The organism is Pseudarthrobacter sp. BIM B-2242, assembly GCF_014764445.1.
Classification (GTDB): Bacteria; Actinomycetota; Actinomycetes; order Actinomycetales; family Micrococcaceae; genus Arthrobacter; species Arthrobacter luteus_A.
Map to the genome: position 1 here is coordinate 293,780 of NZ_CP061722.1, position 24,777 is coordinate 318,556.

General features: G+C 66.6%; 30 protein-coding genes. All 30 read right to left on the reverse strand.

Going from position 1 to position 24,777, the window contains the following annotated elements; genetic code table 11:
- Positions 1 to 10: 10 nt before the first annotated feature.
- Entirely contained in the window at positions 11 to 2,059 is a 2,049-nt protein-coding gene (locus tag IDT60_RS22155; RefSeq protein ID WP_191082152.1) for a flagellar biosynthesis protein FlhA, read from the reverse strand.
- Entirely contained in the window at positions 2,056 to 3,153 is a 1,098-nt protein-coding gene (locus IDT60_RS22160) for a flagellar biosynthesis protein FlhB (RefSeq protein ID WP_191082153.1), read from the reverse strand. Before IDT60_RS22160 ends, IDT60_RS22155 begins: the two co-directional genes overlap by 4 nt.
- Positions 3,153 to 3,911: a flagellar biosynthetic protein FliR gene (locus IDT60_RS22165; RefSeq protein ID WP_191082154.1), complete on the reverse strand. Its 759-nt coding sequence runs from the start codon at positions 3,909 to 3,911 to the stop codon at positions 3,153 to 3,155. Before IDT60_RS22165 ends, IDT60_RS22160 begins: the two co-directional genes overlap by 1 nt.
- Before the next feature lie 3 nt (positions 3,912 to 3,914).
- Positions 3,915 to 4,187, reverse strand: coding sequence for a flagellar biosynthesis protein FliQ (gene fliQ / locus IDT60_RS22170; protein ID WP_191082155.1), 273 nt, complete (start codon positions 4,185 to 4,187; stop codon positions 3,915 to 3,917).
- A gap of 2 nt (positions 4,188 to 4,189) precedes the next feature.
- Positions 4,190 to 5,083: a flagellar type III secretion system pore protein FliP gene (gene fliP / locus IDT60_RS22175; RefSeq protein ID WP_223884039.1), complete on the reverse strand. Its 894-nt coding sequence runs from the start codon at positions 5,081 to 5,083 to the stop codon at positions 4,190 to 4,192.
- Positions 5,080 to 5,544, reverse strand: coding sequence for a flagellar biosynthetic protein FliO (locus tag IDT60_RS22180; RefSeq protein WP_191082156.1), 465 nt, complete (start codon positions 5,542 to 5,544; stop codon positions 5,080 to 5,082). Before IDT60_RS22180 ends, fliP begins: the two co-directional genes overlap by 4 nt.
- The gene (locus IDT60_RS22185; protein ID WP_191082157.1) at positions 5,545 to 6,252 is read right to left on the reverse strand and encodes a FliM/FliN family flagellar motor switch protein; all 708 of its coding nucleotides are present in this window, start codon (positions 6,250 to 6,252) and stop codon (positions 5,545 to 5,547) included.
- Complete coding sequence (locus IDT60_RS22190; RefSeq protein ID WP_191082158.1) at positions 6,249 to 7,139, reverse strand: flagellar motor switch protein FliM; 891 nt, start codon at positions 7,137 to 7,139, stop codon at positions 6,249 to 6,251. Before IDT60_RS22190 ends, IDT60_RS22185 begins: the two co-directional genes overlap by 4 nt.
- Positions 7,140 to 7,242: 103 nt before the next feature.
- A complete protein-coding gene (locus IDT60_RS22195) occupies positions 7,243 to 8,040 on the reverse strand; it encodes a flagellar motor protein MotB (RefSeq protein ID WP_191082159.1) in 798 nt (265 codons plus the stop codon).
- On the reverse strand, positions 8,037 to 8,873 hold the full coding sequence (locus IDT60_RS22200) for a motility protein A (protein WP_191082160.1): 837 nt from the start codon (positions 8,871 to 8,873) through the stop codon (positions 8,037 to 8,039). The genes IDT60_RS22195 and IDT60_RS22200 overlap by 4 nt, the downstream gene beginning before the upstream one ends.
- Before the next feature lie 5 nt (positions 8,874 to 8,878).
- The gene (locus tag IDT60_RS22205) at positions 8,879 to 9,181 is read right to left on the reverse strand and encodes a flagellar FlbD family protein (RefSeq protein WP_191082161.1); all 303 of its coding nucleotides are present in this window, start codon (positions 9,179 to 9,181) and stop codon (positions 8,879 to 8,881) included.
- 149 nt (positions 9,182 to 9,330) lie between these two features.
- Positions 9,331 to 10,335: a hypothetical protein gene (locus IDT60_RS22210; protein ID WP_191082162.1), complete on the reverse strand. Its 1,005-nt coding sequence runs from the start codon at positions 10,333 to 10,335 to the stop codon at positions 9,331 to 9,333.
- Positions 10,336 to 10,607: 272 nt separating this feature from the next.
- On the reverse strand, positions 10,608 to 10,748 hold the full coding sequence (locus IDT60_RS22215) for a hypothetical protein (RefSeq protein WP_191082163.1): 141 nt from the start codon (positions 10,746 to 10,748) through the stop codon (positions 10,608 to 10,610).
- 111 nt (positions 10,749 to 10,859) lie between these two features.
- Positions 10,860 to 12,035, reverse strand: coding sequence for a flagellar hook protein FlgE (locus IDT60_RS22220; protein ID WP_191082164.1), 1,176 nt, complete (start codon positions 12,033 to 12,035; stop codon positions 10,860 to 10,862).
- A 25-nt stretch (positions 12,036 to 12,060) separates the two neighbouring features.
- Positions 12,061 to 12,477: a flagellar hook capping FlgD N-terminal domain-containing protein gene (locus IDT60_RS22225; RefSeq protein WP_191082165.1), complete on the reverse strand. Its 417-nt coding sequence runs from the start codon at positions 12,475 to 12,477 to the stop codon at positions 12,061 to 12,063.
- Positions 12,478 to 12,486: 9 nt separating this feature from the next.
- On the reverse strand, positions 12,487 to 13,743 hold the full coding sequence (locus IDT60_RS22230; protein WP_191082166.1) for a flagellar hook-length control protein FliK: 1,257 nt from the start codon (positions 13,741 to 13,743) through the stop codon (positions 12,487 to 12,489).
- Entirely contained in the window at positions 13,740 to 14,402 is a 663-nt protein-coding gene (locus IDT60_RS22235) for a C40 family peptidase (protein ID WP_191082167.1), read from the reverse strand. The genes IDT60_RS22230 and IDT60_RS22235 overlap by 4 nt, the downstream gene beginning before the upstream one ends.
- Entirely contained in the window at positions 14,399 to 14,836 is a 438-nt protein-coding gene (locus IDT60_RS22240) for a hypothetical protein (protein WP_191082168.1), read from the reverse strand. The genes IDT60_RS22235 and IDT60_RS22240 overlap by 4 nt, the downstream gene beginning before the upstream one ends.
- Positions 14,833 to 16,164, reverse strand: a complete 1,332-nt coding sequence (locus IDT60_RS22245) for a FliI/YscN family ATPase (RefSeq protein ID WP_191082169.1) — start codon at positions 16,162 to 16,164, stop codon at positions 14,833 to 14,835. The genes IDT60_RS22240 and IDT60_RS22245 overlap by 4 nt, the downstream gene beginning before the upstream one ends.
- Complete coding sequence (locus IDT60_RS22250) at positions 16,164 to 16,775, reverse strand: FliH/SctL family protein (RefSeq protein WP_191082170.1); 612 nt, start codon at positions 16,773 to 16,775, stop codon at positions 16,164 to 16,166. The genes IDT60_RS22245 and IDT60_RS22250 overlap by 1 nt, the downstream gene beginning before the upstream one ends.
- Positions 16,756 to 17,775, reverse strand: coding sequence for a flagellar motor switch protein FliG (fliG, locus tag IDT60_RS22255; RefSeq protein WP_191082171.1), 1,020 nt, complete (start codon positions 17,773 to 17,775; stop codon positions 16,756 to 16,758). Before fliG ends, IDT60_RS22250 begins: the two co-directional genes overlap by 20 nt.
- Positions 17,775 to 19,382 carry a flagellar basal-body MS-ring/collar protein FliF gene (gene fliF, locus IDT60_RS22260; protein WP_191082172.1) on the reverse strand — a complete coding sequence of 536 codons (1,608 nt, stop codon included), beginning with the start codon at positions 19,380 to 19,382 and terminating at the stop codon, positions 17,775 to 17,777. The genes fliG and fliF overlap by 1 nt, the downstream gene beginning before the upstream one ends.
- Positions 19,382 to 19,687: a flagellar hook-basal body complex protein FliE gene (locus IDT60_RS22265; protein ID WP_191082173.1), complete on the reverse strand. Its 306-nt coding sequence runs from the start codon at positions 19,685 to 19,687 to the stop codon at positions 19,382 to 19,384. The genes fliF and IDT60_RS22265 overlap by 1 nt, the downstream gene beginning before the upstream one ends.
- Positions 19,687 to 20,076: a flagellar basal body rod protein FlgC gene (locus tag IDT60_RS22270; protein ID WP_191082174.1), complete on the reverse strand. Its 390-nt coding sequence runs from the start codon at positions 20,074 to 20,076 to the stop codon at positions 19,687 to 19,689. The genes IDT60_RS22265 and IDT60_RS22270 overlap by 1 nt, the downstream gene beginning before the upstream one ends.
- Positions 20,073 to 20,417, reverse strand: a complete 345-nt coding sequence (locus IDT60_RS22275; protein WP_191082175.1) for a flagellar basal body protein — start codon at positions 20,415 to 20,417, stop codon at positions 20,073 to 20,075. Before IDT60_RS22275 ends, IDT60_RS22270 begins: the two co-directional genes overlap by 4 nt.
- A 214-nt stretch (positions 20,418 to 20,631) precedes the next feature.
- Positions 20,632 to 20,934, reverse strand: a complete 303-nt coding sequence (locus IDT60_RS22280; protein ID WP_191082176.1) for a hypothetical protein — start codon at positions 20,932 to 20,934, stop codon at positions 20,632 to 20,634.
- A complete protein-coding gene (gene fliS, locus IDT60_RS22285; RefSeq protein WP_191082177.1) occupies positions 20,927 to 21,355 on the reverse strand; it encodes a flagellar export chaperone FliS in 429 nt (142 codons plus the stop codon). Before fliS ends, IDT60_RS22280 begins: the two co-directional genes overlap by 8 nt.
- Positions 21,356 to 21,364: 9 nt before the next feature.
- Complete coding sequence (gene fliD, locus IDT60_RS23465) at positions 21,365 to 22,765, reverse strand: flagellar filament capping protein FliD (protein ID WP_191082178.1); 1,401 nt, start codon at positions 22,763 to 22,765, stop codon at positions 21,365 to 21,367.
- A gap of 99 nt (positions 22,766 to 22,864) precedes the next feature.
- On the reverse strand, positions 22,865 to 23,719 hold the full coding sequence (locus IDT60_RS22295; protein ID WP_305072171.1) for a flagellin: 855 nt from the start codon (positions 23,717 to 23,719) through the stop codon (positions 22,865 to 22,867).
- Positions 23,720 to 23,883: 164 nt separating this feature from the next.
- Positions 23,884 to 24,693 (reverse strand): sigma-70 family RNA polymerase sigma factor, encoded by an 810-nt coding sequence (locus IDT60_RS22300; RefSeq protein WP_191082179.1) that lies wholly within the window; start codon positions 24,691 to 24,693, stop codon positions 23,884 to 23,886.
- Positions 24,694 to 24,777 lie beyond the last annotated feature (84 nt).

The window sequence follows — 24,777 nt, forward strand, 5'->3', positions numbered from 1 at the left end:
GGTGTCGCCTTTAAGCGGCAATTGCGTGGGCACTGCTCACGACTCCTACGGTTTCGATGTTGACGTTGGCGGAGGTTGCTTCCTGGTAGGAGAGCACCGGGACGCCGTTGGCTTGGGCCGAGACGAGCCGGCGGATCGCCGGGCGCAGGGCGGGCGCGCAGACCAGAACGGCGCTGCGGCCGGTGTCCCCCGCCGCCTCCACAGCCTTCTTGAGGGAATCGAGCACTGCTTCGACCTCGGTGCCGGGGATCATGATCTGGGTCCCCATTTCGCCGGGCCGCAGTCCTTCGAGCATTCGCTGCTCCAGTGCAGGGTCGATCATGACGATGCTCAGGGTGCCGTCCTGGACGTGCCCGTGGGCGATGACCGGGCCGAGGGCCGACCGGGCGGCCTCAATGAGTCCTTCGGTGTCGGTGGAGACCTTCCCGCGGACGGACAGGGCTTCGTAGATGCGCGGCAGGTCGTTGATCGGCACCTCTTCGGCGAGCAGCCCCTGCAGGACCGACTGGACTCCTGCCAGGGTCAGCACTCCGGGGACGAGCTCCTCCACCGCGGACGGGGAGACCTGCTTGACGCCCTCGGTGAGAACCCGGACGTCTTCGCGGCTGAGCAGGCGGGCAGCATTCTGCCGGATCACCGAGGACAGGTGGGTGATCAGGGCCGAGGCCCTGTCGATCACGGTGGCACCTGTGATTTCAGCGCTGTGCCGCATCTCGTTCGGGATCCACTTGCCGACCAGCCCGAAGACCGGCTCGATAGTGGGGATGCCCGGCAGTCCGTCCAAGGTGCCGCCAAGGGCCAGAACCTTCCCGGACGGGGCCATGCCGCGGCCGACCTCAACGCCGCCGATGCGGATGGCGTAGGTGCCGGCGGGCAGATCCAGGGCGTCCCGGGTGCGGACCGGAGGAATGACCACGCCAAGGTCCATGGCGACCTTGTGCCGAAGGCTTTTCACCCGTCCCAGCAGGTCGTCGGAGGCCACGTTGGCGATGTCCAGCAGGTCCGGGGCGAGCTGGATTTCCAGCGGGTGGACGCGCATCTGCTCCATCAGCTCTTCGGCCGGGTCCTTCTCCGGAGCATCGGTTTCCAGTGCTGCGGCAGCGGCGGCTGCCTCGGCCTTCTCGTCGCTGGCCTTGATCTTGCGGGACAGGACGATCAGGGTGACGCCAATGAGGATGAATGGAACGGGTGGCATGCCGGGGATGAAGGCCATCGCGATGGCGGCGACCCCGCCGATCAGCAGGGACGTGTTGGACTGTGACAGCTGCTTGGATGCGGTGCTGCCCAGGTCCGAGGAGGCGTTGGACCGGGTGACGATCATGCCGGTTGAGACGGCCATGAGCAGGGCGGGGATCTGCGTGACGAGGCCGTCGCCGATGGCCAGGATGGAGTAGGTGGACAGTGCGTCTGCGATGGGCATTCCGCGTTGGAGCATGCCGATGCCGAGTCCGCCGACCATGTTGATGATGATAATGATGATGCCCGCGATGGCATCACCCTTGACGAACTTGGAGGACCCGTCCATGGCGCCGTAGAAGTCGGCTTCGGCGGAGACGTCCGCGCGCCGCTTTGTAGCTTCCTCGTCGGTGATTGCGCCGGCGCCCAGCTCGGCGTCGATTGCCATCTGCTTGCCGGGCATGGCATCCAGGGTGAACCGGGCCCCGACTTCGGCGACACGCTCGGCGCCCTTGGTGACGACAACGAATTGGATGACGACCAGGATCAGGAAGATCACCACGCCGATGATCATGTTTCCGTTGACGGCGACGTTGCCCATGGCGTTGATGACCTCACCTGCGTGGGCCTCCCCCAGCACCAGGCGGGTGGAGGCGACGTTCAGGCCGAGCCTGAAGAGGGTGGCGACCAGCAGCAGGGACGGGAAGACCGAGAAGTCCAGCGGCTTAGACACGAACATGGTGGTCAGCAGGGTCACCAGTGCCAGCAGGATGTTGACGATGATGAGGACGTCCAGGAGCGGGGCCGGGACCGGGACGATGAGCAGCATGATGATGCCCACCACCCCGAGGGGCACAGCGAGTTTGGACAGGTTGGATTTCATGCGGCCTCATCGGTCAGGAAAGATTTGGATACGGTTTCTATGCGGCCTGTGCCCCCACGGGCGGCCAACTGCATGACGAGGGCCAGGACTTGGGCGACAGCGCCGTACAGCTCGGCGGGTATTTCCTCACCGATCTCGCAGGCGGCGTGCAGCGCCCGGGCCAGCGGGATGTCCCTGACCATCGGGACGCCGTGTTTCTCTGCCTCTTCGCGGATCCTCGCTGCGACGTTCCCGGCGCCCTTGGCGACCACCCTGGGCGCTGACTTTCCGGGCTCGTATTTGAGGGCCACGGCGATGTGGGTCGGGTTCAACATGACCACGTCGGCGCCTTCGATGGAGGAGAACATCCTGTTGCGGGACATGGCGATTTGCCGGGAGCGGCGCTGGGACTTGATGAGCGGGTCGCCTTCTGAATTCTTGTTCTCGTCCTTGACCTCTTTGAGGGTCATCCGGGTCTTCTTCCGGTTCCGGCGCATGACCACGAAGATGTCCACGGCGGCCAATCCCAGGCCCGCGAACACCGCGAACTGGATCAGGGTGGACACTCCCCCGACGGCTTCGCCCAGCAGCGCGGAAAGGGGCATCGACCCGGCTCCGAGGAGGACGGGCATGAGCCCCTGGATGACGTAGTAGAGGACCAGGGCGACGACCACGGTTTTCAGCAGCGTCTTCAAGCCCTCCCAGAGCGCCTGCGTGCCGAAGACCCGCTTGAAGCCGGTCACGGGGTTGAACTGCTCGTAATGGCCCTTGAACTTTTTGAAGTGGACCCCACCCTGGGCCGCGGATCCGGCGACGACGGTGATCAGCACGGCAGCCAGCAGCGGGGCCATCGTGCCGGCCAGGGAAGCCAGTCCCTCTTCGAGGGCTGCCAGCGCCCGCCCGGGGTCGGGGTCGGCGATGACCGAGCGGACGGCCATCAGCTGGGACCCGGCGGCTTTGGACCCGGCCGCGATCAGGTTGGGCAACATGAATGCCGCGGCGGCAACGCCCAGCCAGGCGGTGACGTCCTGTGACTTGGCCAGCTCGCCCTTGGAGCGGACCTCGCGCATCCGCTTGTCAGTGGCCTTCTCTGTTCTCTCCTGGCCGTCGGACATTAGCGTGCTCCTGTCAGGATGTCCCCGACCTGGCTGGTGAGAACGGATACGAAGCGCGGGAGCATGGTGAAGACCGCTGCGCCGAGCGTGAGGGAGATCAGGATTTTCAGCGGGTAGCCCATCTGGAAGGCGTTCAGGGCCGGCGCGACCCGGGTGACCAGGCCAAGGCCGACGTCGGCGAGGAACAGCACCACCAGCAGCGGCCCGGCGATCTGCAGGGCCGCGATAAACATGCCGGTGAGCGCCTGCACCATCGCATCAGCCGGGGCGCTTAGGTCAAGACCCTGCCCGAGCGGGAGTGCCCTGAAGGTGCCGGTCAGGCCGGTGAGAACCAGCTGGTAGCCGTCGGAGGCGAACAGCAGAGCCAGGGTGGTCATCTGGAACAGGCGGGTGAACTGCGCACCGTTGACCATTCCCTGCGGGTCATAGCCGGCGGCCATCTGGAAGCCGCCAAAGAGGTCGATCAGGGACCCGGCGGAGACGGCCGCGGAGTAGACGATCATGACAAGGAAGCCCAGTGCGGCGCCCGCGACGAGCTCCAGGATGAGGGCCAGAATGAACCCGCCGATGTCCGGGGAAGTGTAGTCCTTGGTCACGACCGGGGAAACGGCGACGGCAATACCGAGGGCGAGAATGCCTTTGATCCGCAGCGGGATCGAGTTGTGCGAGAACGGCGGGGCGATCACTAGGAACGCCACGATCCGGACTCCGGCAAGCATGACCGCCTCCAGCCAGGCCTGGTCGAGAGGAATGTTCACCGATCAGCCGTCAATCAGGCCGGGGATCTTCTCGAACAGGGCGTTCGTGAAGTCCACCATGTCGGAGATCATCCAGTGCCCAGTGAAGATCAGCACCACGGCCACGGCGACGGCCTTGGGCACGAAGGCCAGGGTCGGCTCCTGGATCTGGGTGATGGACTGGAACAGGGAGATCGCGAAGCCGACCACCAGGGCCGTGATCAGGACCGGGGCGGACAGCTTGGCGGCGGTCATCATGGCCAGGCTGCCGATGTCCATCAGGGCGGAGGTGTTCATGGTCAGCCTCCTTGGTAGGACTTGATGAGCGACGTGATGACCAGTCCCCAGCCGTCGACGAGCACGAACAGCAGGATCTTGAACGGCAGCGATACCATCACCGGCGGGAGCATCATCATGCCCATCGACATCAGGACCGAGGAGGCGACGATGTCGATAATCAGGAACGGGATGAAGATGACGAAGCCAATGATGAACGCGGCCCGCAGCTCCGAAATCATGAACGCCGGAATCAGCGTGGTCAGCGGTACCGAGGCGAGGTCTTTCGGGTTCTCCTGCCCGGCTGCACGGGTCATCAGGGCGATGTCTTCCTGCCGGGTGTGGGCGCCCATGAACGTCTGCAGCGGCTTGGACCCGGCTTCCATGGCGCCGGTGAAGTCCAGTTCGCCGTTCAGGTAGGGCTGGACGCCGATGTTGTTTATCTCGGTCAGGACCGGACCCATGATGAAGAACGTCAGGAACAGTGCCAGGCCGGCGAGGACCTGGTTCGGCGGGACGTTCGGCAGGCCGATGGCGTTTCGGGCCATGGCCAGCACGACGAAGATCTTCGTGAACGAGGTCATCATCAGCAACAGCGCCGGGGCGACCGAGAGCAGGGTGATCCCGACCAGCGTGGTCACCGCGGTGGAGGGCCTGCCGTCGGCGCCGTTGATGGTGATGGCGGCGCCCGGCGGCCCGTCGGTGGCTGGAGGGACGGGCTCGTCCGGGGCCGTGGGCTGGGTCGGGCCGAAGTTCGGGTTGTTCTGCTCCTGCGTGGTGGTCACACCGGGGTCAGGAGGAATCGGCTGGGCATTGGCTGTGCCCGCGATGCCGAGCATCAGGGCGGCCGCGGCCGTTACGGCCAGCAGCACCATCAGCAGGGCGCGGATGCCACGGCCGGAGCGCAGGGCGGTCATCGCGCCAGCCCCTTCTTCAGTGCCGCCCCGGCCTGCTTCCAGGTGGCGGGCGACAGGATGGAACCGGACAGCATCGAGGGTGCCAGCGGGGTGCCCAGCTCGACGCGGCGCAGAGGGGACAGTGCCGGTGCGGTGTCGGGGGTTGCGGCACCGGCCTGGGCGAGGGCTGCCGCAAAGGGGTCCGCCGCTGCTGCCGGGCCGGTGACGGCCGCGGGGGCGTCATCGGTGTGCAGGACGTTGACGGAGTGTTCCGTGACCCCGAGCAGGAATCGCTTGCCGCCGGTGTCCAGGACAACGACGGCGGCTTTGGAGCCGACGCCGCGCCGTGCAATGACGGTCAGCGGGTCCGCTGTCCCGCCGCGTGACTGGTGGTCGTTGACGCGCTTCTGGACGTACCAGAGCACGACGACGACCGCCCCGAGCGCGAGGATCACGCGCAGGGCGAGCATGAGGGTGTCCATTTAGCCGACGCTCTCCGCCAAGTCGAGGATCTTGGTGATGCGTACGGCGTAATCGGAGTCGACCACGACGATCTCACCGTGGGCGATGAGCCGGCCGTTGAGCAGCACGTCAGCGGGTGCCCCGGCGGAACGGTCGAGCTCCATGACGTTGCCGGGTTCGAGATCCAGGACATCGCGGACAGAGACTCGCTTGTGGCCGATGGCGACCGTGAGGCCCAGTTCCACGTTGTGGATGCGGCCGAGCTTGGCGTTGGACTCGGTGGCGGCGGTAGCCGGTGCGGAGGTCTTGACGGTGGCGCCCTGTTCCCGGACACGGATGGCGAACCAGCCGGCAGGGTTGCCGGCCGAGATCAGCTCGTAGACGGTCGCTTCGGCGTCCTTGAACAGCGCGGAGGCGTCCTCAATGCGGGACTCCCCCAGCACGCCGGCGCCGAGGACGGCCGTTGCTGATTCCAGGGCGGGGCGGAACACGTCGGCGGCGGAGACCAGCGGCGAGGCGTCGCCTCCGGCTTCCATCATGGAGGAGGTGTCCAGTAGGACGAGGGCGACGTCGGCGGAGACAGCCCCGACGAAGGTGGCGGTGACCGCTTCGCTGACCTTCCCGGCGACCGTGGAGCGGTCAGTAAGAATGTCACTGCCGTAGGGCAGCGGCGTGGGCAGCGCGTCGGTGAGTGCGGAAACGGCGGAAGCGTTCAGGGTGGCGGTCATCGGGTCTTCTCCTCGGTGGTGACGATGTGGGCGGCCAGGCGGGAGCCGTTGGTGGCGCCGCTGGCTGTGGCGAGGCGGGTGCCGTCCACGGTGATGTTGAAGGGGCGGTGCTTAGGGTGCGGCAGTGGGATCACGTCGCCGACAGCGAGGTTGAGGACGTCGGCCGGGCGGACCTGGGCGGTTTCCAGCTGCATCGTCACGGTCACCGGGGTGTCCATGAGCTGTTCACGGATGAGGTCCTTGACGTTCTCGGGGCTTCCGGCCTGCATCGCGGCACCCATCTGCGGGAGCAGTGACTCGGCGGGGAATGCCATTGACGCCGGGACGTTCAGGTCGCCGATCTGGAGGGTCAGCTCTGCGACGACCATCAGGGACGCGGGCGCTGCTGCCTGGGCGAACTGGGAGTTGTACTGGATGGATTCCAGGGTCACGGGCCCTGCCAGCAGTGTCCCGAAGGAGTACGGCAGGTCCGCGAGAGCGTCTTCCATCAGGTGCTTCACGAGCCCCTGCTCGATAAGGGTGAAGGGCCGGTCGGGTGTCGGCTGCCCGCCGTGGCCGCCCATCATGTGGGAGACCCAGCTCAGAGCCGCGGGGATCGGGAACTGCAGAACGGCGCGGGCTTCGGAGTCTTCCAGGGCACACAGGACCATCGCGGTGGTGGCCGGCAGCGCCGCGGTGTACTCCGCGTAGGTCTTGATGAGGACCGATTCGGACGTGATCCCGGTTTTCACCCGGACTTTGGCGGTGAGCTGGGTGCCCCACTGCCGGGCAAAGGTTTCGAACGCCATCTCCAGCACGCGGGAATGTTCACGCGCCAGTGTGGACGGCCTGCTGAAGTCGTAGGGCTCCACCTGAGGCGCCCGTTTTTCGTCAATAATTACCGGCATCAGGCACTTTCATTCCAGGGGGCAGTACGTTGGGCAGGGGTCATAAACCCCATGTGTACGGTGCGGGCAAGATCCCTCACCGGTTAGTCCGGAGACGTCCGGATTACACCCGGGCCGAGAGGACCTGCGGGATCAGTGCCCGGATCTGCTCGGGCTGGTCGGAAAGGACCACGACGTCCACGCGCCGGTTTTCCTGCATGTCCGCCTCGGTGAGGTTGTCATTGACCGAGCGGGCCGATCCGAAGCCGACAGCCATGATGCGCTCCGGCGCCACTCCCCCGGGCTCCACCAGGCGCCGCAGTACTGCGGTGGCCCGTGCGCTGGACAGCTCCCAGGTCGACGAGTACCCGGTGTAGGCGTCGGCGCAGTGGCCCTCCACGCTGATCTCCTCCTGAATGGGGGCGATCACGGGTGCGATGGTTTGCAGGATCCGGATGGTCTGATCCTGCAAGACCGGGCTGTCGGGGAGGAAGTAGGACTGGGAACCGACCAGTTTCGCGGTCAGGCCGCGCTGGTCGATCACGAATGACACCGTGCCGCCCAGGCCCTGGGCCTCCAGGTTGGCGTTCATCTGCTCTTTCAGGGCGGTCAGCTTGTCAACGGCCTGTTCGGCCAGCTGCAGGTCGGTGAAACCCTCGGCTTCCATGCCTACCTGCTCCGGCGGCACGACGACTCCCGTCGCGGTATCGACGTTGCCGGCCTCGACCACCCCGAAGCCTGTCGCCAGTGAGTTCTTGAGCTGCTCGTACTTGTTTTGGTCCACGGAGGACATGGCGAACAGAACGATAAAGAGACACATCAGCACGGTGACCATGTCCATGTAGGAGGCCATCCACCGTTCGTCGACGTGGTGCTCCTCCATTCCTCCGCCGCCGCGGCCGCGCCTGCGGCCCCGGCTCATGCTGCCGCCTTCAGCTTCGGCTCAGACTTGCCGGAGCCCTTGCTGGAGCCTTTGCCGGAGGCCGAGCCGCCCTTGCCCTCCTTGAGCTTGTGCGGCGGGACCATGGACTTGAGGCGCTCCCGGAGCAGCAGGGGCTGCGAGCCGGCCTGGATGGCCAGCAGGCCTTCCATGACCAGGTTCATCCGGTCCTGCTCCAGGTCGGAAATCTTGGCGATGCGGTCACCGATCGGCAGCCACATGAAGTTCGCCGACAGCAGGCCCCAGAGGGTGGCCACGAAGGCGGCGGCGATCATGTGTCCCAGTTCGGCAGGCTCGGAAAGGTTTTCCAGGACGTGTGTCAGGGACACGACGGTGCCGACAATGCCGATGGTGGGGGCGTAGCCGCCGAGGGTCTTGAAGAACTTGCTGGCGGTGTGGTCGGAGACCTTCTTGGCGTGGATTTCGTCTTCGAGCATCACGCGGAGGTCTTCACCGTCGGTGCCGTCGGCAATGTTTTGCAGTGCCAGCCGTGTGAACGAGTCCTTGCTGTCCTGTGCTTCGCCTTCGAGGGACAGGAGCCCCTCGCTGCGGGCCTTTTCGGCCAGGGAGACGAGCTCTTCAACGGTGTCCATCGGGTTCGCCGACTTGCCTTTGATGGCCGCCGGCACCGATTTGAAGGCGTGGAGTGTGTCTTTGAGCGTCGAACCGGCCAGGCCTACGGCCAGTGTCGCTCCGAAGACGAGGATCATCGGTGCCGGCAGCAGCAGGCTACTGACAGAGGCGCCCTCCATGTTGACCATGGCGTAGACGGCTCCGAAGGCGAGCAGGATACCGATGATTGTTGCTGGATCCATGGTGGTTACTTTCTGGAGTTCGTGTGGCCGGGCGCGCCGCGGCGGTCATCGGCGGGGCGGACAACCGAGAGCGCCGGGGCGCCGGGGGTGGGTGCGGCGTACATCTCGCGCGCGAGGGAAATGACATAGGCCCGGTATCGGGCGATCCGGTCGTTAATCTCGGCTCTGGACTCGGCGACGATGTGGGTGGCGCCGTCGGCCATGTGGAGGGTCGTATCGGGGTTCTCGTCGATGCGCTCAATGAGGTCCGGGTTGATCGAGTAGGTGGGCGAGACGGCTCTGCGGTCCAACCGGGTCACATCGATCATTCGGGTTCATCCTTGGTCATCGCGGGCGGAAATACCCGTCTCAATAACCGTCGTCGCCCGGGCAGGAGGCGTTAGCAGCCCGGCCCGGGCACGCAAAAGGCCCCGGTCCGCCGTGGCGGGGAATCCGGGGCCTTGGTGAGCTGTGGTTTCTATCCGATCTTCGTCCAGGTGCCGCAGCGCTGTGACTCGAACCCTTCTCCCGGGTACACGGTCACCGTGACGCCGTCGGGCGCGAAGCCAACGAAGTCGTTGGCGATGGTGCCGCCGCCGCCTGTGTTCCTGGACCAGTAGCAATCCTTGACCCCGGGCTTTGTCCGGTAGGTGCCTGGTTCCATGTCCTTACCGACGACCTTGGTCCCGTCGAACACCTTCACAGCGGTCAGTGCCTCCCGCAGCACACCCGCATGCGGTGCGTCAGGACAGACTGACAGCGCACCCTCAATGTCCGCCCTGCGCCAATCCATCCTGGCCACGAACTGGTCGGGGAAATCAGGTGAGATTTTCGCGCACATCAGCATGATCTTGCCGACGGTGGCGGTCGGCAGGCTCACATCGCCGCCCTTGGAGGCGATGAGGTCGATCAGCGCCTGCTCGGAGGCGAAAAGCGGCTGCTTGGTGGAGGGATGCTTACGGTCGATTTCCACCGAGCAGGTGGCGGACCCGGCGTAATACTTGCTGGTCCATACCTCCTGGTGGGAGCGGAGCGTCGGCGCGCTGGCGTCGTAGCTGCCGCACTTGTATGTGTACCGGGATTTCAGCATGGCGGCCTCATTGGCTGCAATGTTCATTGAACGCTGGTCCTCTTCGCTGCGGTTCACGTTGATACGTGCGGATTCCTCCGTGGTGGAAACCCCCGCGCCGGGATCCGAAGAGACAGCCAGGACATCATTTCCTGGATTCAGGGTGACCCATTTCTTCCCGTCCGGACCGATGGGAACGGTCGTGCGAAAGCCCATGCTGGTGAGCGCTTTGCTTGCGTCCGGGTAGGGTTTGCCGGCAACGTCGGGAACAACCTTCGGCGGCTTGGCAGTCGGTGTTGCGCTGGTGGCTTCCGAGGCGCCGGATGTCGGTGAATCGGCAGACCCTCCGGACCCGCAGGCGGTTAGAGCGGCTAAGAGTGTTGCTGCCAGTACGGCAGGGATGTAGAGCTTCATGTCCCCCAACTTCAAAAACTCATCGTTATCGAACGCCCGCAGGCGGTGGAGAGGCTCATTGTCAGCGTGAGTGGCATGGAGTCTCCTGAGATGCAGACTACCTACGTTTTCTTCGGCGGACCGCTTCATAGCCAGCAAAAGACCCTCGAAGAATCAGAATTGCCGTTGCGAGTCTCCGGCGGCGTGTATCGAACCACAGGCGGAGGGCACAACGTGGCCAGTGTTCCGACCGCCTACACACTGCTGTTCTGGCCGGACAGGGAAGTCCTGGCTCAGCCTGGTGACCCGATCTCGGCCGGTGAGGCCTTCCGCTGGACGAGGACCATGTCGGTGATTGCAGCAGCACCCACGCCGATGACAGTGGGGCTTTCATTGCGTTCTGTGTCCTCGATGACGGCCACGCCGGCAAACACGTAGCTTCCAATGGCGAGGAAATTGTCGCTATCTGGGACTGATCCCGCCATTGACGATGAAGGAGGCCCCGGACAAGTTCTGTCCAGGGCCTCCCGGCTGGCTTAGTGGTTCTAGCGCTTCAGGTCCACCAGTTCCTGCAGGACCTGGTCCGAGGTGGTGATGATGCGGGCGTTGGCCTGGAAGCCGCGCTGGGCGACGATTAGGTTGGTGAACTCCTGGGACAGGTCCACGTTCGACATTTCCAGGGAGCCGGAGCTGATGTCTCCGAAGCCGGCCGCCCCGGCAGCACCGAGGACTGCGTCGCCGGAGTTGGCAGAGACCCGGTACCCGGAGTTGCCGGCCTTTTCCAGGCCGCCGGGGTTGGTGAACTTGGCCAGGGCAACCTGGCCGACCGGCTGCTTCGTGCCGTTGCTGAACGAGCCCATGATGGTGCCGTCGCTGCCGATGGAGAACGATTCGAGGGTGCCTGCAGCGGTTCCGTCCTGGCCGTCGATGGTCACCGAAGTCATGCCGGTGTAACCGGTGACCCTGGACAGGTCCACGTTGACGCCGCCGACGTTCAGGGCGGCGGGGCCGGCGAGGGTGCCGTTGTTGAAGGCCAGGGTGGCCGTTCCGGTGTTGCCTGCCGCGTCGGTGCCGCTGACGTCCCAGCCGCCGCCGGCGTTGCGGGTGAACGCCAGGTTCAGCGGGGCTGCGTTGCCGGTGGCGTCGTAGACGCTGATCTGGCGGTTCAGGGTCGCCCCTGCCGCGCTCTCACCCGGGAGGTTGCCCGAAACGGTCGCCGTGGTGGTGGCCCGCGCCGGCGCCAGTGCCGTTGAAGAGACGGTGATGTCCCCGGTCGCGCCTCCTGCGTTGACGACACCATTGGCCGCCGACCAGCCCTGCAGGGTGGCACCGCTCGGCGTGACCAGGCGGCCGGACGCGTCCAGGCTGAAGGAGCCCTCGCGGGTGTAGAGCTGCTCACCGCCGGCGTTGACGGCGAAGAACCCGTCACCGGCGATCATCATGTCGGTGGACTTGCCGGTCGCCTGCGCGGAGCCCTGGTTGAAGTTCGTGGAGATGCCAGCGACCTGCACGCCGAGGCCGACCTGGGCGGGGTTGCTGCCGCCTGCGGCGCCGCCCGGCGCGCTGGCTCCCTTGGTCAGCTGGGAGAGGGTGTCCTCGAACTGGACGGAGGAGGACTTGAACCCGGCGGTGTTGACGTTGGCGATGTTGTTGCCGGTGACGTCAAGCATGGTCTGGTGGGAGCGGAGGCCGGAAATACCGGAGTACAGGGAGCGAAGCATGGGCGGAGCCTTTCGGTGGGGTGGGTTAGGCAGCGACGCCGGCGACGGCGTCCAAGGCGACGGTGCGGCCGTTGACGGTTACCTGCGGAACGGAACCTGAGTAGGAAACGGAGGTGGCAGTGCCGGTGACCTCAGCTCCGTCAGGTCCGGTGTAGGTGACCGATTTGCCGATGAGGGCGGCAGCGGCCGAGCGCATCTGCAGCGAGAAGTCCTGGCTGGAGGTCCCGGCCATTTCGGTGAGCTTCTCCATCTGGGCGAGCTGATTGGTCTGGGCCATCATGGCGTTGGTGTCCATGGGCGCGGACGGGTCCTGGTTCTTGAGCTGGATGATCATCAGCTGCATGAACATCTCCCCGTCCATGGACTGCTTCGGCGCACGGGTCGGAGCAGCAGCATTGATCCCTCCCGCGGCTGCGGCGGGGGTTACGGCGGTGATGGGCATGGGGTCCTTTCAGGCCAGCACGTCGAGTGTCGTCTCGGGGCCGTACAGTCCCGGACGCGTCGGGGTGTTCTGGGCCTTCACTTCAAGAAGTCGGCCACCGGCAGGGGTCTGGTTAGACGTCTGGACCCGGCGGGTGAAAGATTCCCGGTCCTGGCCGCCCTGCGGGGTGCCCTGTCCGCTGGAGGAGAGGTCGAGGCTGGCGTTGATCCCGGCCCCGGCAAGGTCCTTCTTGAGCTCGGGCAGCGCCTGGCGCAGCGCGTCCCGGCCATCGGAGGTGGCGGCGAACATTTCGATCCTGATGCCGTCGGCGCCGGAGTGGGCCTGGACGGTCACCGGGCCGAGGTTCTGCGGGTTCACCTCGACCGTAATGGTGTGCTGGCCGGGGCCGGCGGCTGCGATCGTGAACAGCGGCCGTGCCAGCTGGGCGGTGTATCCCCGGGGAACCGGAAGATCCGTGGTTGCGGGCGCAGCTGACGGCACTTGGGCAGGCCGGGACGGAGCAGCGGTGGCCGCCGCCTGTTCGAAGGCCGTTGCGCCGTCCGCTGCGGGTGCGACTGGAGTATCAGGAGAAGCGGCGGGATGCGTGCCGGGTGACGGAGCTGCGGGTGCTGCCAGGGCAGGAGTGGCGACCAGCGGAGCGGCCGGGACGGCCGGGGTTGCGGCGGCACCGGGTCCGAGGGCGGTGAAAGGGATTCCTTGGCCCGGTGCGGCTGGGGCAGCCGGCGTCCCGTGCTGCACAGGAGCGTACTGGGCCGGGGTGGCGGGAGTGGAGGCGTGTCCGCCTGCATGGTCCTGCTCGTCCTTTGCTGCTGCGGGCTGGGCGGGATCTGACGCCTGTGCCGTCGGGGCTGTGGGCACCACGCCGGACAAGACGGCAGCCACTGGCTGGTCCTGCGCTATGGCGGCTGGCGCCGGCTGCTGGGCGGCTGTCAGTACGTCCGGGCGGGGCGCGGGCAGTACCGGGGCCGGAACGGCTGCGGCAGGAGCTGCGGCGGCGGTCTGGGCCTGCGGGGCAGCGACTGCCGGGAGGGTGAACTGCGGCAGGGCGGCAGGGGCTTCCGTCAGTACGGACGGCTGTTCGTCGCCGGGAGCGGCGGCCTCTCCGTCGGTGCCGGGCTGCTGCTGGCCGGGTCCCGCCTGGGTGTCCACGGCCAGAAGGGCCAGGAGTGCGTCGGCAAACCCTGCTCCGGCGTCGGTTGCGGCCTTGCCGGAGGCTGGGGCCGTAGAGGTGCTCAGAGCGGGTGCGGCCAGGGTGACAGCTGTCATGCGGCCGCTCCCGTGAGCAGGGAGGCCTGGAGGGATGACAGCAGATCCGTCATGCCGGGCGCGGCGGGGGCAGCCGCTGCCGGGGCGTCCGGGATGATGCGGGTGATCTTATCGAACTGGAAGCCGGCGGGGATGTCGTCGATCCGGACCTTGTCACCGGGCTGTGGGGCATGGATGTACTGGTTGTTGCCCATGAAGATGCCGATGTGTCCGCCGTTGTTCATGACCAGCAGGTCACCGGGTTTGGCTGATGCGAGGTTCGGCACGGTGGTGCCGGCGTTGCCCTGGTCAATGGCGACCCGGGGCAGGTCGATGCCGAGGTCTTTGTAGACCCGCTGGACGAGCCCGGAGCAGTCCAGCCCGGTGGCGGGGTTGGTGCCGCCCCAGACGTAGGGAACACCGAGGTACTTTTTGGCGCCCGCCACGACGGCGTCACCGGTTGCCGTTCCGGGGACGGCAGTGGCCGGCGCTGCCGGGGCTGTTGCGGCGGCTGCGCCGTTGGCCGGGGTGGTGGCGGCGGCGGTGAGGGCCTGGGCGAACGCGGTGGAGTTCGCTGCGCTGGGTGCTGCGGCGGCAGGCGCGGGCGGGCGTCCGGTGGAAAGCTGGGTGATGGTGGCCTGGATCTGGTTGATCTGGCTGATGGCGTCGGTCATCGTCATAGGGCTGCTGCTGCTTCGTTCAGGCGGTGTCGGGCACCGGCGGAGATTTCATCCAGGGCGGTCTGCTCGGCCGAAAGGTCGGCGGCGGCCACCCGGGCGTTGTGCTTGGTTTCGAGTTTTTCCAGGCCTGCGGTGCGGGTCCGGGCTTCGGTGAAGGCTGCCTGCGCCGCTGCGGTCTCTTCGTTCTGGATGGCTTCCAGGGCGAGCAGGTCGTTGAGCATGCTGCGGGAGGATGCCCGGGCGATGGCGGCCATGTGCAGGGCTTTGGCGCTGGAGACGTCGCTGGGGCTGTCCTGCAGCTCCAGCCGCGCCGCTGATTTGCGGGCGTGGATCGCCTGGGACCGGGCATTAGCCCTCGACAGGTTTGACGCTGCCTGGTCCTGTTCGATGCCGCGCAGCCGCAGCAGGCCGGCGAGGGAGAAGGTGCGGGTCATGGGTGTGCTCCGAGCATCATGGTCAACTGGTTCAACATGTTCCATGCGTCGATTTCCGAGGAACGGTCATCCATCCGCTGCTGAAGGAACGCGTTGATGGACGCCTCGTGGTCCATGGCGGCATCCACCAGGGGGTTGGTGCCCCGCTGGTAGGCGCCGACGTCGATCAGGTCCTGGGCTGACCGGCGCGCGGAGAGGACCCTGCGCAAGGCAGCGGCGGCATCGCTGCGTTCCCGCGGGTTGACCTTGGAGGCGACACGGGAGATGGACCCCAGGGCGTCCACGGAGGGGAAGTGCCCGGTGACGGCAAGCTTGCGGTCCAGGACCACGTGCCCGTCCAGGATGGACCGGGCGGCGTCTGCGATGGGCTCGTTGTGGTCATCCCCGTCAACCAGGACGGTGTACAGCCCGGTGACCGACCCTGTCTCCGCGGTTCCGGCCCGTTCCAGAAGCTGGGCCAGGACGGCGAAGGTGGACGGCGGGTAGCCGCGGGTTGCGGGCGGCTCGCCCACGGACAGTCCGATCTCGCGCTGGGCCATGGCCACACGGGTCAGGGAGTCCATCATCAGCACCACGTCCTGCCCGCGTTCCCGGAACGATTCGGCGATGCGGGTGGCGGTGAAGGCGGCGCGCATGCGCATCATGGCCGGTTCGTCGGAGGTGGCGACCACGACGATGGACCGGGCCAGACCTTCGGGGCCGAGGTCGTCTTCGAGGAACTCGCGGACCTCACGGCCCCGCTCCCCCACTAGGGCGATCACGGAGACTTCCGCGTCGGTGCCGCGGGCGATCATCGACAGCAGGGAGGACTTGCCGACACCGGAGCCGGCGAACAGGCCCATGCGCTGGCCCCGCCCGAGGGTGGTGAGGGTGTCCAGGACCCTGACGCCGGTGTGCAGCGGGGTGTCGATCCGGGTCCGGTGCATCGCCGAGGGCGTTTCGTTGTGCACCGGGACGAACCCGTCGCTTACCAGCGGGCCCTTGCCGTCAATGGGGCGTCCGAGTCCATCGAGCACCCGGCCGAAGAGGCCCCGCCCGGTGGGCACCTGGACGGGCGTGCCTTTAGTGCGGACCTGGGCTCCGGCGGAGATGCCGTTCATGGGCCCCAGGGGCATGCAGCGGGCGCCTGTCCGGGTGCTTGCCACCACTTCGGCGTCGATCCCGGGGGCGGCACCGAGCGTGACCAGGTCCCCGATCGAGACCTCCAGCCCGGCAAGCTCCGCGGCGAGACCCACCACGGAGGAGACGGAACCAACCCGTTCCGGGCGTCCTGCGGACAGGGCGGCGGCGAACAGTTCCGGATGCGGGCGGGTGAGGACGGCAGCCATCAGCGCACCACCCCGAACAGGGCCTGCCGGGTCCGTGCCAGGGCGTCGGTGACGGTGGCATCGACGTACCCGTGCTCGTAGTCGGCGAAGGCGTCCCCGCGTTCGACGGAGGGATCGGCGGTGAAGGTCACCCCGGCCCGGGCGGTGTCCGGGAGCACCGACAGATCGGAGGGGTTCATCCGTACCGTCACGGTCCCGGTGGCGGGGGCGCCGGCGAGGGCGCGGCTGAGTGCCGCCCGGGCCGAGAACTCACCGTCGCCCAGTTCGACACCGATGATGTTCTCTGCCAGCTCCAGGGCACTGCTGAGCAGAATGTCCTGGGCCTCCAGGGCTGACGGCAGGGCGGCCTTGTGCAGGGCCTGCACGGCGGCGGCCAGCTGGTCGAGGGCACGGTCGGTGCGGACGCTGGCCTGCCGCAGGACGGCGGCGTGTTCTGCCTCCATCTGCACCCGGCGGGTCTCGGCTTCTGCGGACGCCTTGCGAAGACCTGCCGTGTAGCCGGCAGTGTGCCCGGCGGCGTAGGCGGCGGCGTCCGCCTTGTCCTTCCCGCCGGTGTTCAGCGACGGGAAGGTGACGGCCTTGTAGGAGGGCTCAGTTGATAACGGCGTCATCGTCATCATTCCTGCGGACCTCGATGTGGCCCTGTGCTTCCATTTCGCGGATCTGGCGGACGATCTCGGCGCGGGCCTCCTCGACGGCGGAGGTACGGACGGCGCCGAGGGCCTGGATCTCGGATTCGAGGATCTCGCGGTTGCGTTCGGAGACGTTCGCGCGGACGACCTCAACGACCTCCGACTTGGCGCCCTTCATGGCCAGTGCCAGGACAGAGGCATCCACGCCGCGCAGCACCAGCTGGACGGCGCGGGCTTCGAGCTTGACCAGGTCGGCGAAGGTGAGCATGCGGGAGCGGATTTCTTCGGCCAGCTCCGGGTCACGTTCTTCCAGGGCGTCCATCAGGGCCCGTTCCATGGCGGCGTCGGCCCGGTTGATGATTTCCACCAGCGGCTGGACCCCGCCGACCACTTCTGCCTGCTCACGGCCTCCGGTGCCGCCACCGGTGCGCGCCTTGAGGATGTCGGCGGAGATGGTGATGGCTTCCGGGGTGGCCGATCCCATGACGGCGATCGCCTGGGCGATGTCGGTCCGGGCCGTGTCAGCCATCATGGCCATCACGGAGGATGACTTTTTAGGCTTCAGGTGGGCCAGGACCAGGGCGATGGTCTGCGGCAGTTCCCCGTCCAGCAGGGCCACGATCTGTCCCGGCTCGGCGTCGTCGAGGAACTCGAAGGACTTGCCGGCCATGGTGGTGGCGAGCTTGTCCATAACCCCGGCTGCCCTTTCGCTGCCGAAGGCGTCTTCAAGCAGGCTGGTGGCGAAGTCTGCGCCGCCGATCGGTGACTTCTTCCCGGCCACGACCATGTCGTAGAACTCGGTCATGACCTCGTCTGCCACGTCCGGGTCGACGCGCCGGATCCGGACGATCTCGGCGGTGATCATCTCGGTTTCCTTGTCGGTGAACCGCTGCATGACGGCCGACGCGGACTCCTTGGTCATCTGCATGAGCGCGACGGCAACCTTCTGGTTGCCGGTGAGGGTCTGGGTGAGAGTCATCAGACTGCCTGCCTTTCATCCATCATGCCGCGCATAAACGTGGCGACCTTGTCCGGGTCGGTACCGGCGATCTGCTCGATCTGGGCGCGCTTCTGCTTGACGTCGGTGTGCTCTTCTTCCAGCGGCGGGATGGCCAGGACCGGGGCAGGCGCCACAATGGCTCCCGGGACGGTCTGCGGCTCGATCTCCAGTGCCGGGTCAACACGCTCACCGAGGTCCACCAGCTCGCGCTGCTGGCGGCGGTTGCGGCGGGCGTAGAGGACCAGGGCCAGGATGAGGATCAGCAGCGCAGCGGCGGCAACACCGATGCCCGTCCACATGGCAGCGGCGGCCTTGGCGTCTTCTTCCGCCTTGGCTGCGGCGAGGGCGTCCTGGGCAGCCTGGGCGGCGGACTGGTCGAAGGCGACGTTTTCGACGGTGATGACGTCACCGCGGTCGGCGTTGATGCCTGCAGCGGCGGCGACCAGGGCGTTGATCCGGGCCATGTCCACGTTCGGGACCGCAGAGTTGACCGCGACGGATACGGTCTGGCGCTTCAGGATTCCGGAGGGGATGTTCGTGGTCTGGGTTGTCTTGTTGACCGCGTTGTTCTTGGTGGTCTTGTCCGAGGAGAAGGTGCCGGCGCCGCCTGCCCCTTCGCCGCCTTCGACCGTGCCGCCGGGGACGGCGATGTTGTCCGGGCCGAGGACTCCTGCGGAGTTGCCGCCGGTGCCGGTGTAGTCCTGCGTCTCGGAGGATTCCGACAGTGCAGGGGCCTGGTCGGGCTGGGTGAAGGACTCGTCGACCTTGGTCCCGGACTGGGTGTCCATGTCCGCGGCGACAGCGACGGTGGAGTTGCCGGGGCCGACGATTCGGTCCAGGATCGTCTGCACGTTGGTGCTGACCTGCTTCTCGTAGTCGGCGGACTGCTTGCTGGCCGAACCGGTAGCTCCGGAACCGACGGCCGAGAGGGTGTTGCCGCTGGCGTCAATGACGGCGACGTTGGTCGGCTTCAGCCCGTCGATGGACGCGGAGGTCAGGTGCACGATCGACTGCACCTGGTCCGGGGTGATGGTGACGCCGGGGTTCGTTTCAACGAACACGGACGCCGTGGGGTCGGCCTTCTCGGAGGAGAACACTGTCGGCTTGGGGATGGCCAGCTTCACGGTGGCCAGCTTGACCCCGTTCATGGCACCGATGGTGCTGCCCAGCTCGCCCTCCATCGCCCGCTGGTAGGTGATGTTCTGCTGGAACTCCGAGGAGGTGACGCCCATGTTGTCCAGCAGGGAGTACCCGGTGGTGGACTTGTTGGACGGCAGCCCGGCGGCTGCTGCCTTGAGCCGCTCGGCGTAGACCTTGTCGTCGGGGACGAGGATGGTGCTGCCGCCGTCGGTGAGGTCGTAGGCGACCCCGTCGGCCTTGAGCATGTCGGTGACCTTGGAGGCGTCTGCAGCCTGCAGGCCCGAGAACAGCGGGGTCATGGTGGGCTTGCTCAGCCAGGTGGTCAGCGCCACCCCGCCCAGGACAAGCCCGGCGACGGCCAGGATCGCGAGGGTCTTTTGTGCTGCGGAAAAGCCGGTGACGAAGGTTTTCAGGCGCGTCAAAGCTGCCTGCAGCTGTGGCGGCATCAGGCCTGCATCCTCATGATCTCGTTGATCCCGTCAACGCCCTTGTTCCTGAAGGCGGCAACCATTTCCAGGGTCACCTGCGCGCGGGTGGCTGCCAGGGTGGCTGAATGGATGTCGTTCAGGTCGCCGGTGACGGCTTTGACGGCGAGGTCGTTGGAGGTGGTCTTGAGCTGCTGGACGTTGTCCACGGCGCCTGCCAGGGCGGCCCCGAACGAGGACCCGTCGGTGGCGGCAGGGGCTTTCACGGCGGGAAGGTAGCCGGTGCCGGTCACGCCCGAAACAGGGGCGATGGCTGGGATGGTCATTATTTTCCGATCTGGAGTGCTGCTTCGTAAGTGGTCTTGGCCCGGTCCACCACGGCTGCGTTGGCCTGGTATCCGCGCTGGGCCATGATGAGCGAGCTCATCTGGGAACTCAGGTCCATGTCCGGCATCCGCACGTACCCGGCCTCGTCGGCCAGAGGGTTGGTCGGGTCGTGGACGAGCCTGCCCTGTTCATCACCGAGCGTGGTTCCGGCGACGTAGACTCCGGAATTCCCGGCACCTTCGACCGCCTGGACGTACCGGGCCTGGAAGGCAGGACCCGTGGTGGGCTTCGCCGTGTTGACGTTGGCGAGGTTGTCCGCAGTGGCGTCGAGCCATTTGCGGTGGACTGTCAGGGCGGTTCCGGCAATGCCGATGGCGTCGAATGTCATCCGTTGGTCCTCATTGCTGTCCGGACGGCCGTGAACTCATGGCCGGCGGCCTGGGTGGCGAACTGGTAGCGAAGCACCGTGTCGATATTGGACAGGGTTTCGGTGTCCAGGTTCACGTTGTTGCCGTTCAGCTGGGTCGGTTCCAGTGATTCGGCGGTTGTCGCGGTCACGCGGCCGTCCCCGGAGGCCACCGACCGGGCCAGCGCGTCCTCGAAGGCGACCCTGCGGGCCTGGTAGCCCGGGGTGTTCAGGTTCGCGATGTTGTTGGCGATGGTCCGCTGGCGCAGGGCCAGCCCGTCAAGGGCGCTGGAGAGCGCCACTGACGTCACAGAATCAAACACGGCAGCCTGCCTTTGAAAATACTGGCCGATCCGTGGCCGTACGAAGGAGCACTCCTTGCTCCACCAATACCGTCGGTGAACGACGGGCAGGTGTTAGCAGCCGGACTGGGAGTGCTCCGTCCGGACGGGCTGTATGGGTGATGGTCACAGGGTTACTATGCGGGCCGTGCCCTGACGGCCGTCCGTCCCTGGTTTTCCCGTGAAGGCGGGCCGCTCAGGCGCTGATGTCGAGGCGGCCGGCGCCGGCCGGGACCTCAACCGGAATGGAGCTGACTGCTCCCAGGTGTCGCCCGACCGTGACGAGCCGTTCGGCGAGCATCAGCTCGGCTTCACGCTGGGCGTCCAGCAGTCGCAGCGCCCGCCCGATCATCGCTTCGGGGATTGGACCGGGGTTGGCCGGGGCGGACCATTCGGGGTCTTCTCCGGCGAAGGCCAGGGCGATGGACGCTTCGATCCCGTCGAGGATGGCCTCCCACTCGGCCAGCGGGTCGCCGGGGCCGGTAGCGTCCTCAGCCAACGGCGAGCATCCCGCCCGGACGCGCAGTGGTCTGTGCCGGAAGCGTTCCTGCTGCCTCGTGCCAGGTCTGGCGGAGCGGTTCGAACAAGACGATGCACTCCTTGGTCCGCTCCACGTCGCGGTGGATGTTGGCGCCGATGAGGGCCTGCAGCCCGTAGTTGTAGATCCCGAGGAGGTCCGCGGCACCATCCCAGGCGTCGCCCTTCAGCGTGGCGGCGAGTTCGGTGACGATCGCCTGGGCATGCAGGAGGTTTTCCGTGGCAACGGTCCAGTTTTTGTTTTCCTGGGCGAACTGCGCCCGGCCCAGGTCCAGCATGAGCCGGTCGTAGAGCATGGTCAGCAGCCTGGCCGGCGGGGCCGAGAGGATCGCGTCGGTCGTGTACTGGTCGAGCTGGCTGGCGCGGAGTGCGGTGGCGGTCATCGGTGGTCCTTAGCTGTTCGAGGCGGGTGCGGTGAGGGAGGCGAGCTGGCCGGAGAGCCAGGAGGCCTGCGCCTTGAAGGTTCCGAGCAGGCTTTCCATGTTGTTGTACATGGCCCTGAGCGTCTCGCGGCGGTTGGCCAGCCGGGTGTCCCAGCTGGCGATCTGCTTGTTCAGGTCCGACACTTCGGAGTTGCGGCCCTTGACCAGCTGCGGAACCGTCCCACTAATGGAGTCGGTCATCTTCTTCGTGGCGTCAGCAACCCGGGTGGAGATGGTGCTCAGTGCGTTCTGCGTCGCGGCCGGGTCGGCTGCCATAGCGGCGGCGAACTTGTCCGCGTTGTAGGTGAAACTGCCGTCTTTTTCGATGATGATGCCGTACTCGGCCGGGGACTTGCCGTTGATGGGGGCGACCACGGCTTCGGTCACGGCGGCGCTGACGCTGCGGATGGCGTAGTTGCCCGTGAAGATTCCGCCCTTGGCGGCAGTGGTGCCGGCAGAGCTGGAGGTGGTCGCTACCGCGGCGCTGTCCGAGATGAAGCCCAGGACGTCGTTGACGGCCTTCACCAGGTCAGCGGCCTGCTTGGAGGTCCCGGCGGTGTCGCTGGTGACCGTGATGGTGGCCGGAGTGGTGGTGACGGCTGTCGCTGTGATGGAGAGGCCGGGCAGGACTTCCTTGAACGTGTTCGTGGACGAGGTGATGGTCTGCTGCGCGGCGGTGCCGGCGTACAGGACGGCGGTGGCGTCCTGCGCGGGTTTGATGACTGCGGCGGTGGGCTGGGCGAACATGTCCGGGGCGGTCCCGGCGGTGACCTCGGCTGCGGTGCCCTGGTAGGCCTTGAAGTCCCCGGCAGCCCCTGCCGTGGTGGAGGTCAGCTGGAGACGGTAGGTGCCGTTGCCGGCGGGCACCTTCATGGCGGTCGCTCCCCCGCCGGCTGCGTTGATGGCGGTGACGACGTCGTCCAGTGAGGTCGAGGACGGGGTGATCTCGGTGGCCTTGCCGGACTTGTCCACGAGGGTCAGGTGGACCGGGTTGCCGGAGGCGTCCGTGGGCCAGGAGGTGAACGCCTCGGTGACGCCGACCTTGGTGGAGGACAGCTGGGAGACCGTCAGGTCCACCGAGCCGGGGGCGGCGCTGGTGGAGGCTGTTGCCGTGAGGGCCGGGTTGTTCGTGACCACGGTGAAGAGGTTGGTGGCACCGGGTCGGGCCATGGCCGTGGCGGAGCTGTTGAGCAGGGTGAGCCGGGTGTTGAGACCCTGCAGTGCGGCGATCATCGACTGGTTCGCGGCGGCTTTGGCCTTGAGCTGCTGCTGGGGCAGCCCTTCCACGGCGATCAGCGAATCGATGATCGCGGTGGTATTCAGGCCGCTGGCGAGCCCGTCAATCGATGTTCCCACGGTGGTTTGTTCCAATCATCCTGTTGCTTGTTCAGACGCCAGTGGCGGTCAGGCGGGTATAGGGCCCGACCTGACCGCCACCGGCAGTTACTGCTTTTCTGCGACCTTCAGCGACTAGCGCAGGAGGGACAGCACGCCCTGACCGGACTGGTTCGCCTGGGACAGCATGGCGGTGCCGGCCTGGGACAGGATGTTGTTCTTGGTGAACTTCACCATTTCCTGTGCCATGTCGGTGTCGGCGATGCGGGACTGGGCAGCCTGCAGGTTTTCACCGGAGACCTGGAGGGTCTTGGTGGCGTGCTCGAGGCGGTTCTGGGTTGCACCCAGGTCTGCGCGCTGGGCGGAGACAGCCGCGATGGCCGTGTCGATCGTGTTGATCGTGGTCTGGGCCGTGGCGTTGTCCGTCACGTCGAAGCCCGCTGCACCGGCTGCGCCGGCCAGCGTACCCACCGCAGCGTCCACGTCGCCGAGGGTCACCGTGATGGTGTCGTTGGCGGTGCCACCGGTGCCGACCTGGATGTTCAGGGTTCCGCCGGCGTTGCCGGCAGCGCCCTTGAGCAGCTCGATGCCGTTGAAGTTGGTGCTCTCGGTGAGGCGGGCCAGCTCCTTGCCGAGCGCGTCGCCTTCCTTCTTGATGGCGTCGCGGGAAGCGGCGTTGTTCGTGTCGTTCGCACCCTGGACAGCGAGGTCGCGCTGGCGCTGCAGGATCGAGTGGACCTCGGTCAGGGCGCCTTCCGTGGACTGGATGACCGAGATGCCGTCCTGGGCGTTGCGGGCTGCAACGGCAGAGCCGGACACCTGGGACTTCAGGCCCTCGGAGATGGACAGGCCTGCTGCGTCGTCAGCTGCGCGGTTGATGCGCAGGCCGCTGGAGAGCTTCTCCATCGACTTGGACACGCTGTCCTGAGTCTGGCTCAGGTTGCGGTAGGCGTTGTTTGCCATGAGGTTGTTGTTGATTGCCATGCCCATGATGAATTCCTCCGTGATTGGGTCTTCGTACTTCCAGGCCGTCCGTGGCCTTCACAAAAGAGGTCGGTTAATCGGCCGGCGCGTGTCAGCAATTTCGGAAAAAGTTTTTTGGGCAGGCAATCAGCCCCTGTTTTGTGCAGACACTGTCTGCACAAATACCGTGACTAGAAGGCTCCCGCCAGTGCGGGAACGGGGCGGCGGGTGACCCCGCCAAGGGTGTTCTCTGCAACCCTTGCCAGGAAGGCGGCCCGGCGGTTCTGGGAGATGCGCCGCTGGCCCGGGGCGTCGGCCACGGTCTCGGTGTCGTAGTGGGCCTGCATGGCGTCGCGGAGAAGCCGGATTCCCTCGCTGCGGACCTGGGAGACGGCCGAGTGGGTGGACCCCAGTTCGTCGGCCAGGTCGTTGACACTGCGTTCCTCCAGGTACACCTGGGCGATGACGTAGCGGATCTTCTCGGGCAGGGATGCCACGGCGGCGTGGACGAAGGCGATCTGTTCCTGGACCAGAAGGGATTCCTCCGGTGAGGGCGACAGGGCAAGCAGCAGGTTCGCTGCGGCGTCGTCGAGAACGGTGACGGTGCGGTCCGCGTCGGCCAGGGCCGATTCCACGCTCTCCTTGTCCACCCCAAGGGCGGAGGCGATCTCGTCTTTGGAGGGGCTCCGGCCCAGCGTGTTGGTCAGGGTGTCCTGGATGGTGGTGACGTCGGTGATCCGGCGGCGGGTGGTGCGGCTTGCCCAGTCGTCGTTGCGCATTTCATCGGTGAACGCGCCGAGGATCCGGTGGCGGGCGTAGGCACTGAAGGGGACCCCGCGGGCGGGGTCGTAGGACTCGGCGCAGGTGATCAGCGCGAGGGTGCCCACAGACGCAAGGTCGTCCCGGTCAAAATGTTTGGCCTTCGCGGAAACTTGGGACACAAGGTAGCCGACGAGCGGAAGGTTCTTCAGAACGATCCGATCGCGATCAGCACGATTCAATTAGGTTGCCCCCTATAGGCGTAAAAACGGTCGCAGAACTGGTCATGCGTAGACATCCGGAAAATTGCTCACCGGCGGCACTCG

What these genes read in the sequence shown, in the direction of transcription:
- IDT60_RS22155 (WP_191082152.1), bottom strand. Translation starts at nt 2,059, where the DNA reads ATGAAATCCAACCTGTCCAAACTCGCTGTGCCCCTCGGGGTGGTGGGC.
- IDT60_RS22160 (WP_191082153.1), bottom strand. Translation starts at nt 3,153, where the DNA reads ATGTCCGACGGCCAGGAGAGAACAGAGAAGGCCACTGACAAGCGGATG.
- fliQ (WP_191082155.1), bottom strand. Translation starts at nt 4,187, where the DNA reads ATGAACACCTCCGCCCTGATGGACATCGGCAGCCTGGCCATGATGACC.
- fliP (WP_223884039.1), bottom strand. Translation starts at nt 5,083, where the DNA reads ATGACCGCCCTGCGCTCCGGCCGTGGCATCCGCGCCCTGCTGATGGTG.
- IDT60_RS22180 (WP_191082156.1), bottom strand. Translation starts at nt 5,544, where the DNA reads ATGGACACCCTCATGCTCGCCCTGCGCGTGATCCTCGCGCTCGGGGCG.
- IDT60_RS22185 (WP_191082157.1), bottom strand. Translation starts at nt 6,252, where the DNA reads ATGACCGCCACCCTGAACGCTTCCGCCGTTTCCGCACTCACCGACGCG.
- IDT60_RS22190 (WP_191082158.1), bottom strand. Translation starts at nt 7,139, where the DNA reads ATGCCGGTAATTATTGACGAAAAACGGGCGCCTCAGGTGGAGCCCTAC.
- IDT60_RS22195 (WP_191082159.1), bottom strand. Translation starts at nt 8,040, where the DNA reads ATGAGCCGGGGCCGCAGGCGCGGCCGCGGCGGCGGAGGAATGGAGGAG.
- IDT60_RS22200 (WP_191082160.1), bottom strand. Translation starts at nt 8,873, where the DNA reads ATGGATCCAGCAACAATCATCGGTATCCTGCTCGCCTTCGGAGCCGTC.
- IDT60_RS22205 (WP_191082161.1), bottom strand. Translation starts at nt 9,181, where the DNA reads ATGATCGATGTGACCCGGTTGGACCGCAGAGCCGTCTCGCCCACCTAC.
- IDT60_RS22210 (WP_191082162.1), bottom strand. Translation starts at nt 10,335, where the DNA reads ATGAAGCTCTACATCCCTGCCGTACTGGCAGCAACACTCTTAGCCGCT.
- IDT60_RS22220 (WP_191082164.1), bottom strand. Translation starts at nt 12,035, where the DNA reads ATGCTTCGCTCCCTGTACTCCGGTATTTCCGGCCTCCGCTCCCACCAG.
- IDT60_RS22225 (WP_191082165.1), bottom strand. Translation starts at nt 12,477, where the DNA reads ATGCCCATCACCGCCGTAACCCCCGCCGCAGCCGCGGGAGGGATCAAT.
- IDT60_RS22230 (WP_191082166.1), bottom strand. Translation starts at nt 13,743, where the DNA reads ATGACAGCTGTCACCCTGGCCGCACCCGCTCTGAGCACCTCTACGGCC.
- IDT60_RS22235 (WP_191082167.1), bottom strand. Translation starts at nt 14,402, where the DNA reads ATGACGATGACCGACGCCATCAGCCAGATCAACCAGATCCAGGCCACC.
- IDT60_RS22240 (WP_191082168.1), bottom strand. Translation starts at nt 14,836, where the DNA reads ATGACCCGCACCTTCTCCCTCGCCGGCCTGCTGCGGCTGCGCGGCATC.
- IDT60_RS22245 (WP_191082169.1), bottom strand. Translation starts at nt 16,164, where the DNA reads ATGGCTGCCGTCCTCACCCGCCCGCATCCGGAACTGTTCGCCGCCGCC.
- IDT60_RS22250 (WP_191082170.1), bottom strand. Translation starts at nt 16,775, where the DNA reads ATGACGCCGTTATCAACTGAGCCCTCCTACAAGGCCGTCACCTTCCCG.
- fliG (WP_191082171.1), bottom strand. Translation starts at nt 17,775, where the DNA reads ATGACTCTCACCCAGACCCTCACCGGCAACCAGAAGGTTGCCGTCGCG.
- fliF (WP_191082172.1), bottom strand. Translation starts at nt 19,382, where the DNA reads ATGCCGCCACAGCTGCAGGCAGCTTTGACGCGCCTGAAAACCTTCGTC.
- IDT60_RS22265 (WP_191082173.1), bottom strand. Translation starts at nt 19,687, where the DNA reads ATGACCATCCCAGCCATCGCCCCTGTTTCGGGCGTGACCGGCACCGGC.
- IDT60_RS22270 (WP_191082174.1), bottom strand. Translation starts at nt 20,076, where the DNA reads ATGACATTCGACGCCATCGGCATTGCCGGAACCGCCCTGACAGTCCAC.
- fliS (WP_191082177.1), bottom strand. Translation starts at nt 21,355, where the DNA reads ATGACCGCCACCGCACTCCGCGCCAGCCAGCTCGACCAGTACACGACC.
- IDT60_RS22295 (WP_305072171.1), bottom strand. Translation starts at nt 23,719, where the DNA reads ATGGGCATGGCAATCAACAACAACCTCATGGCAAACAACGCCTACCGC.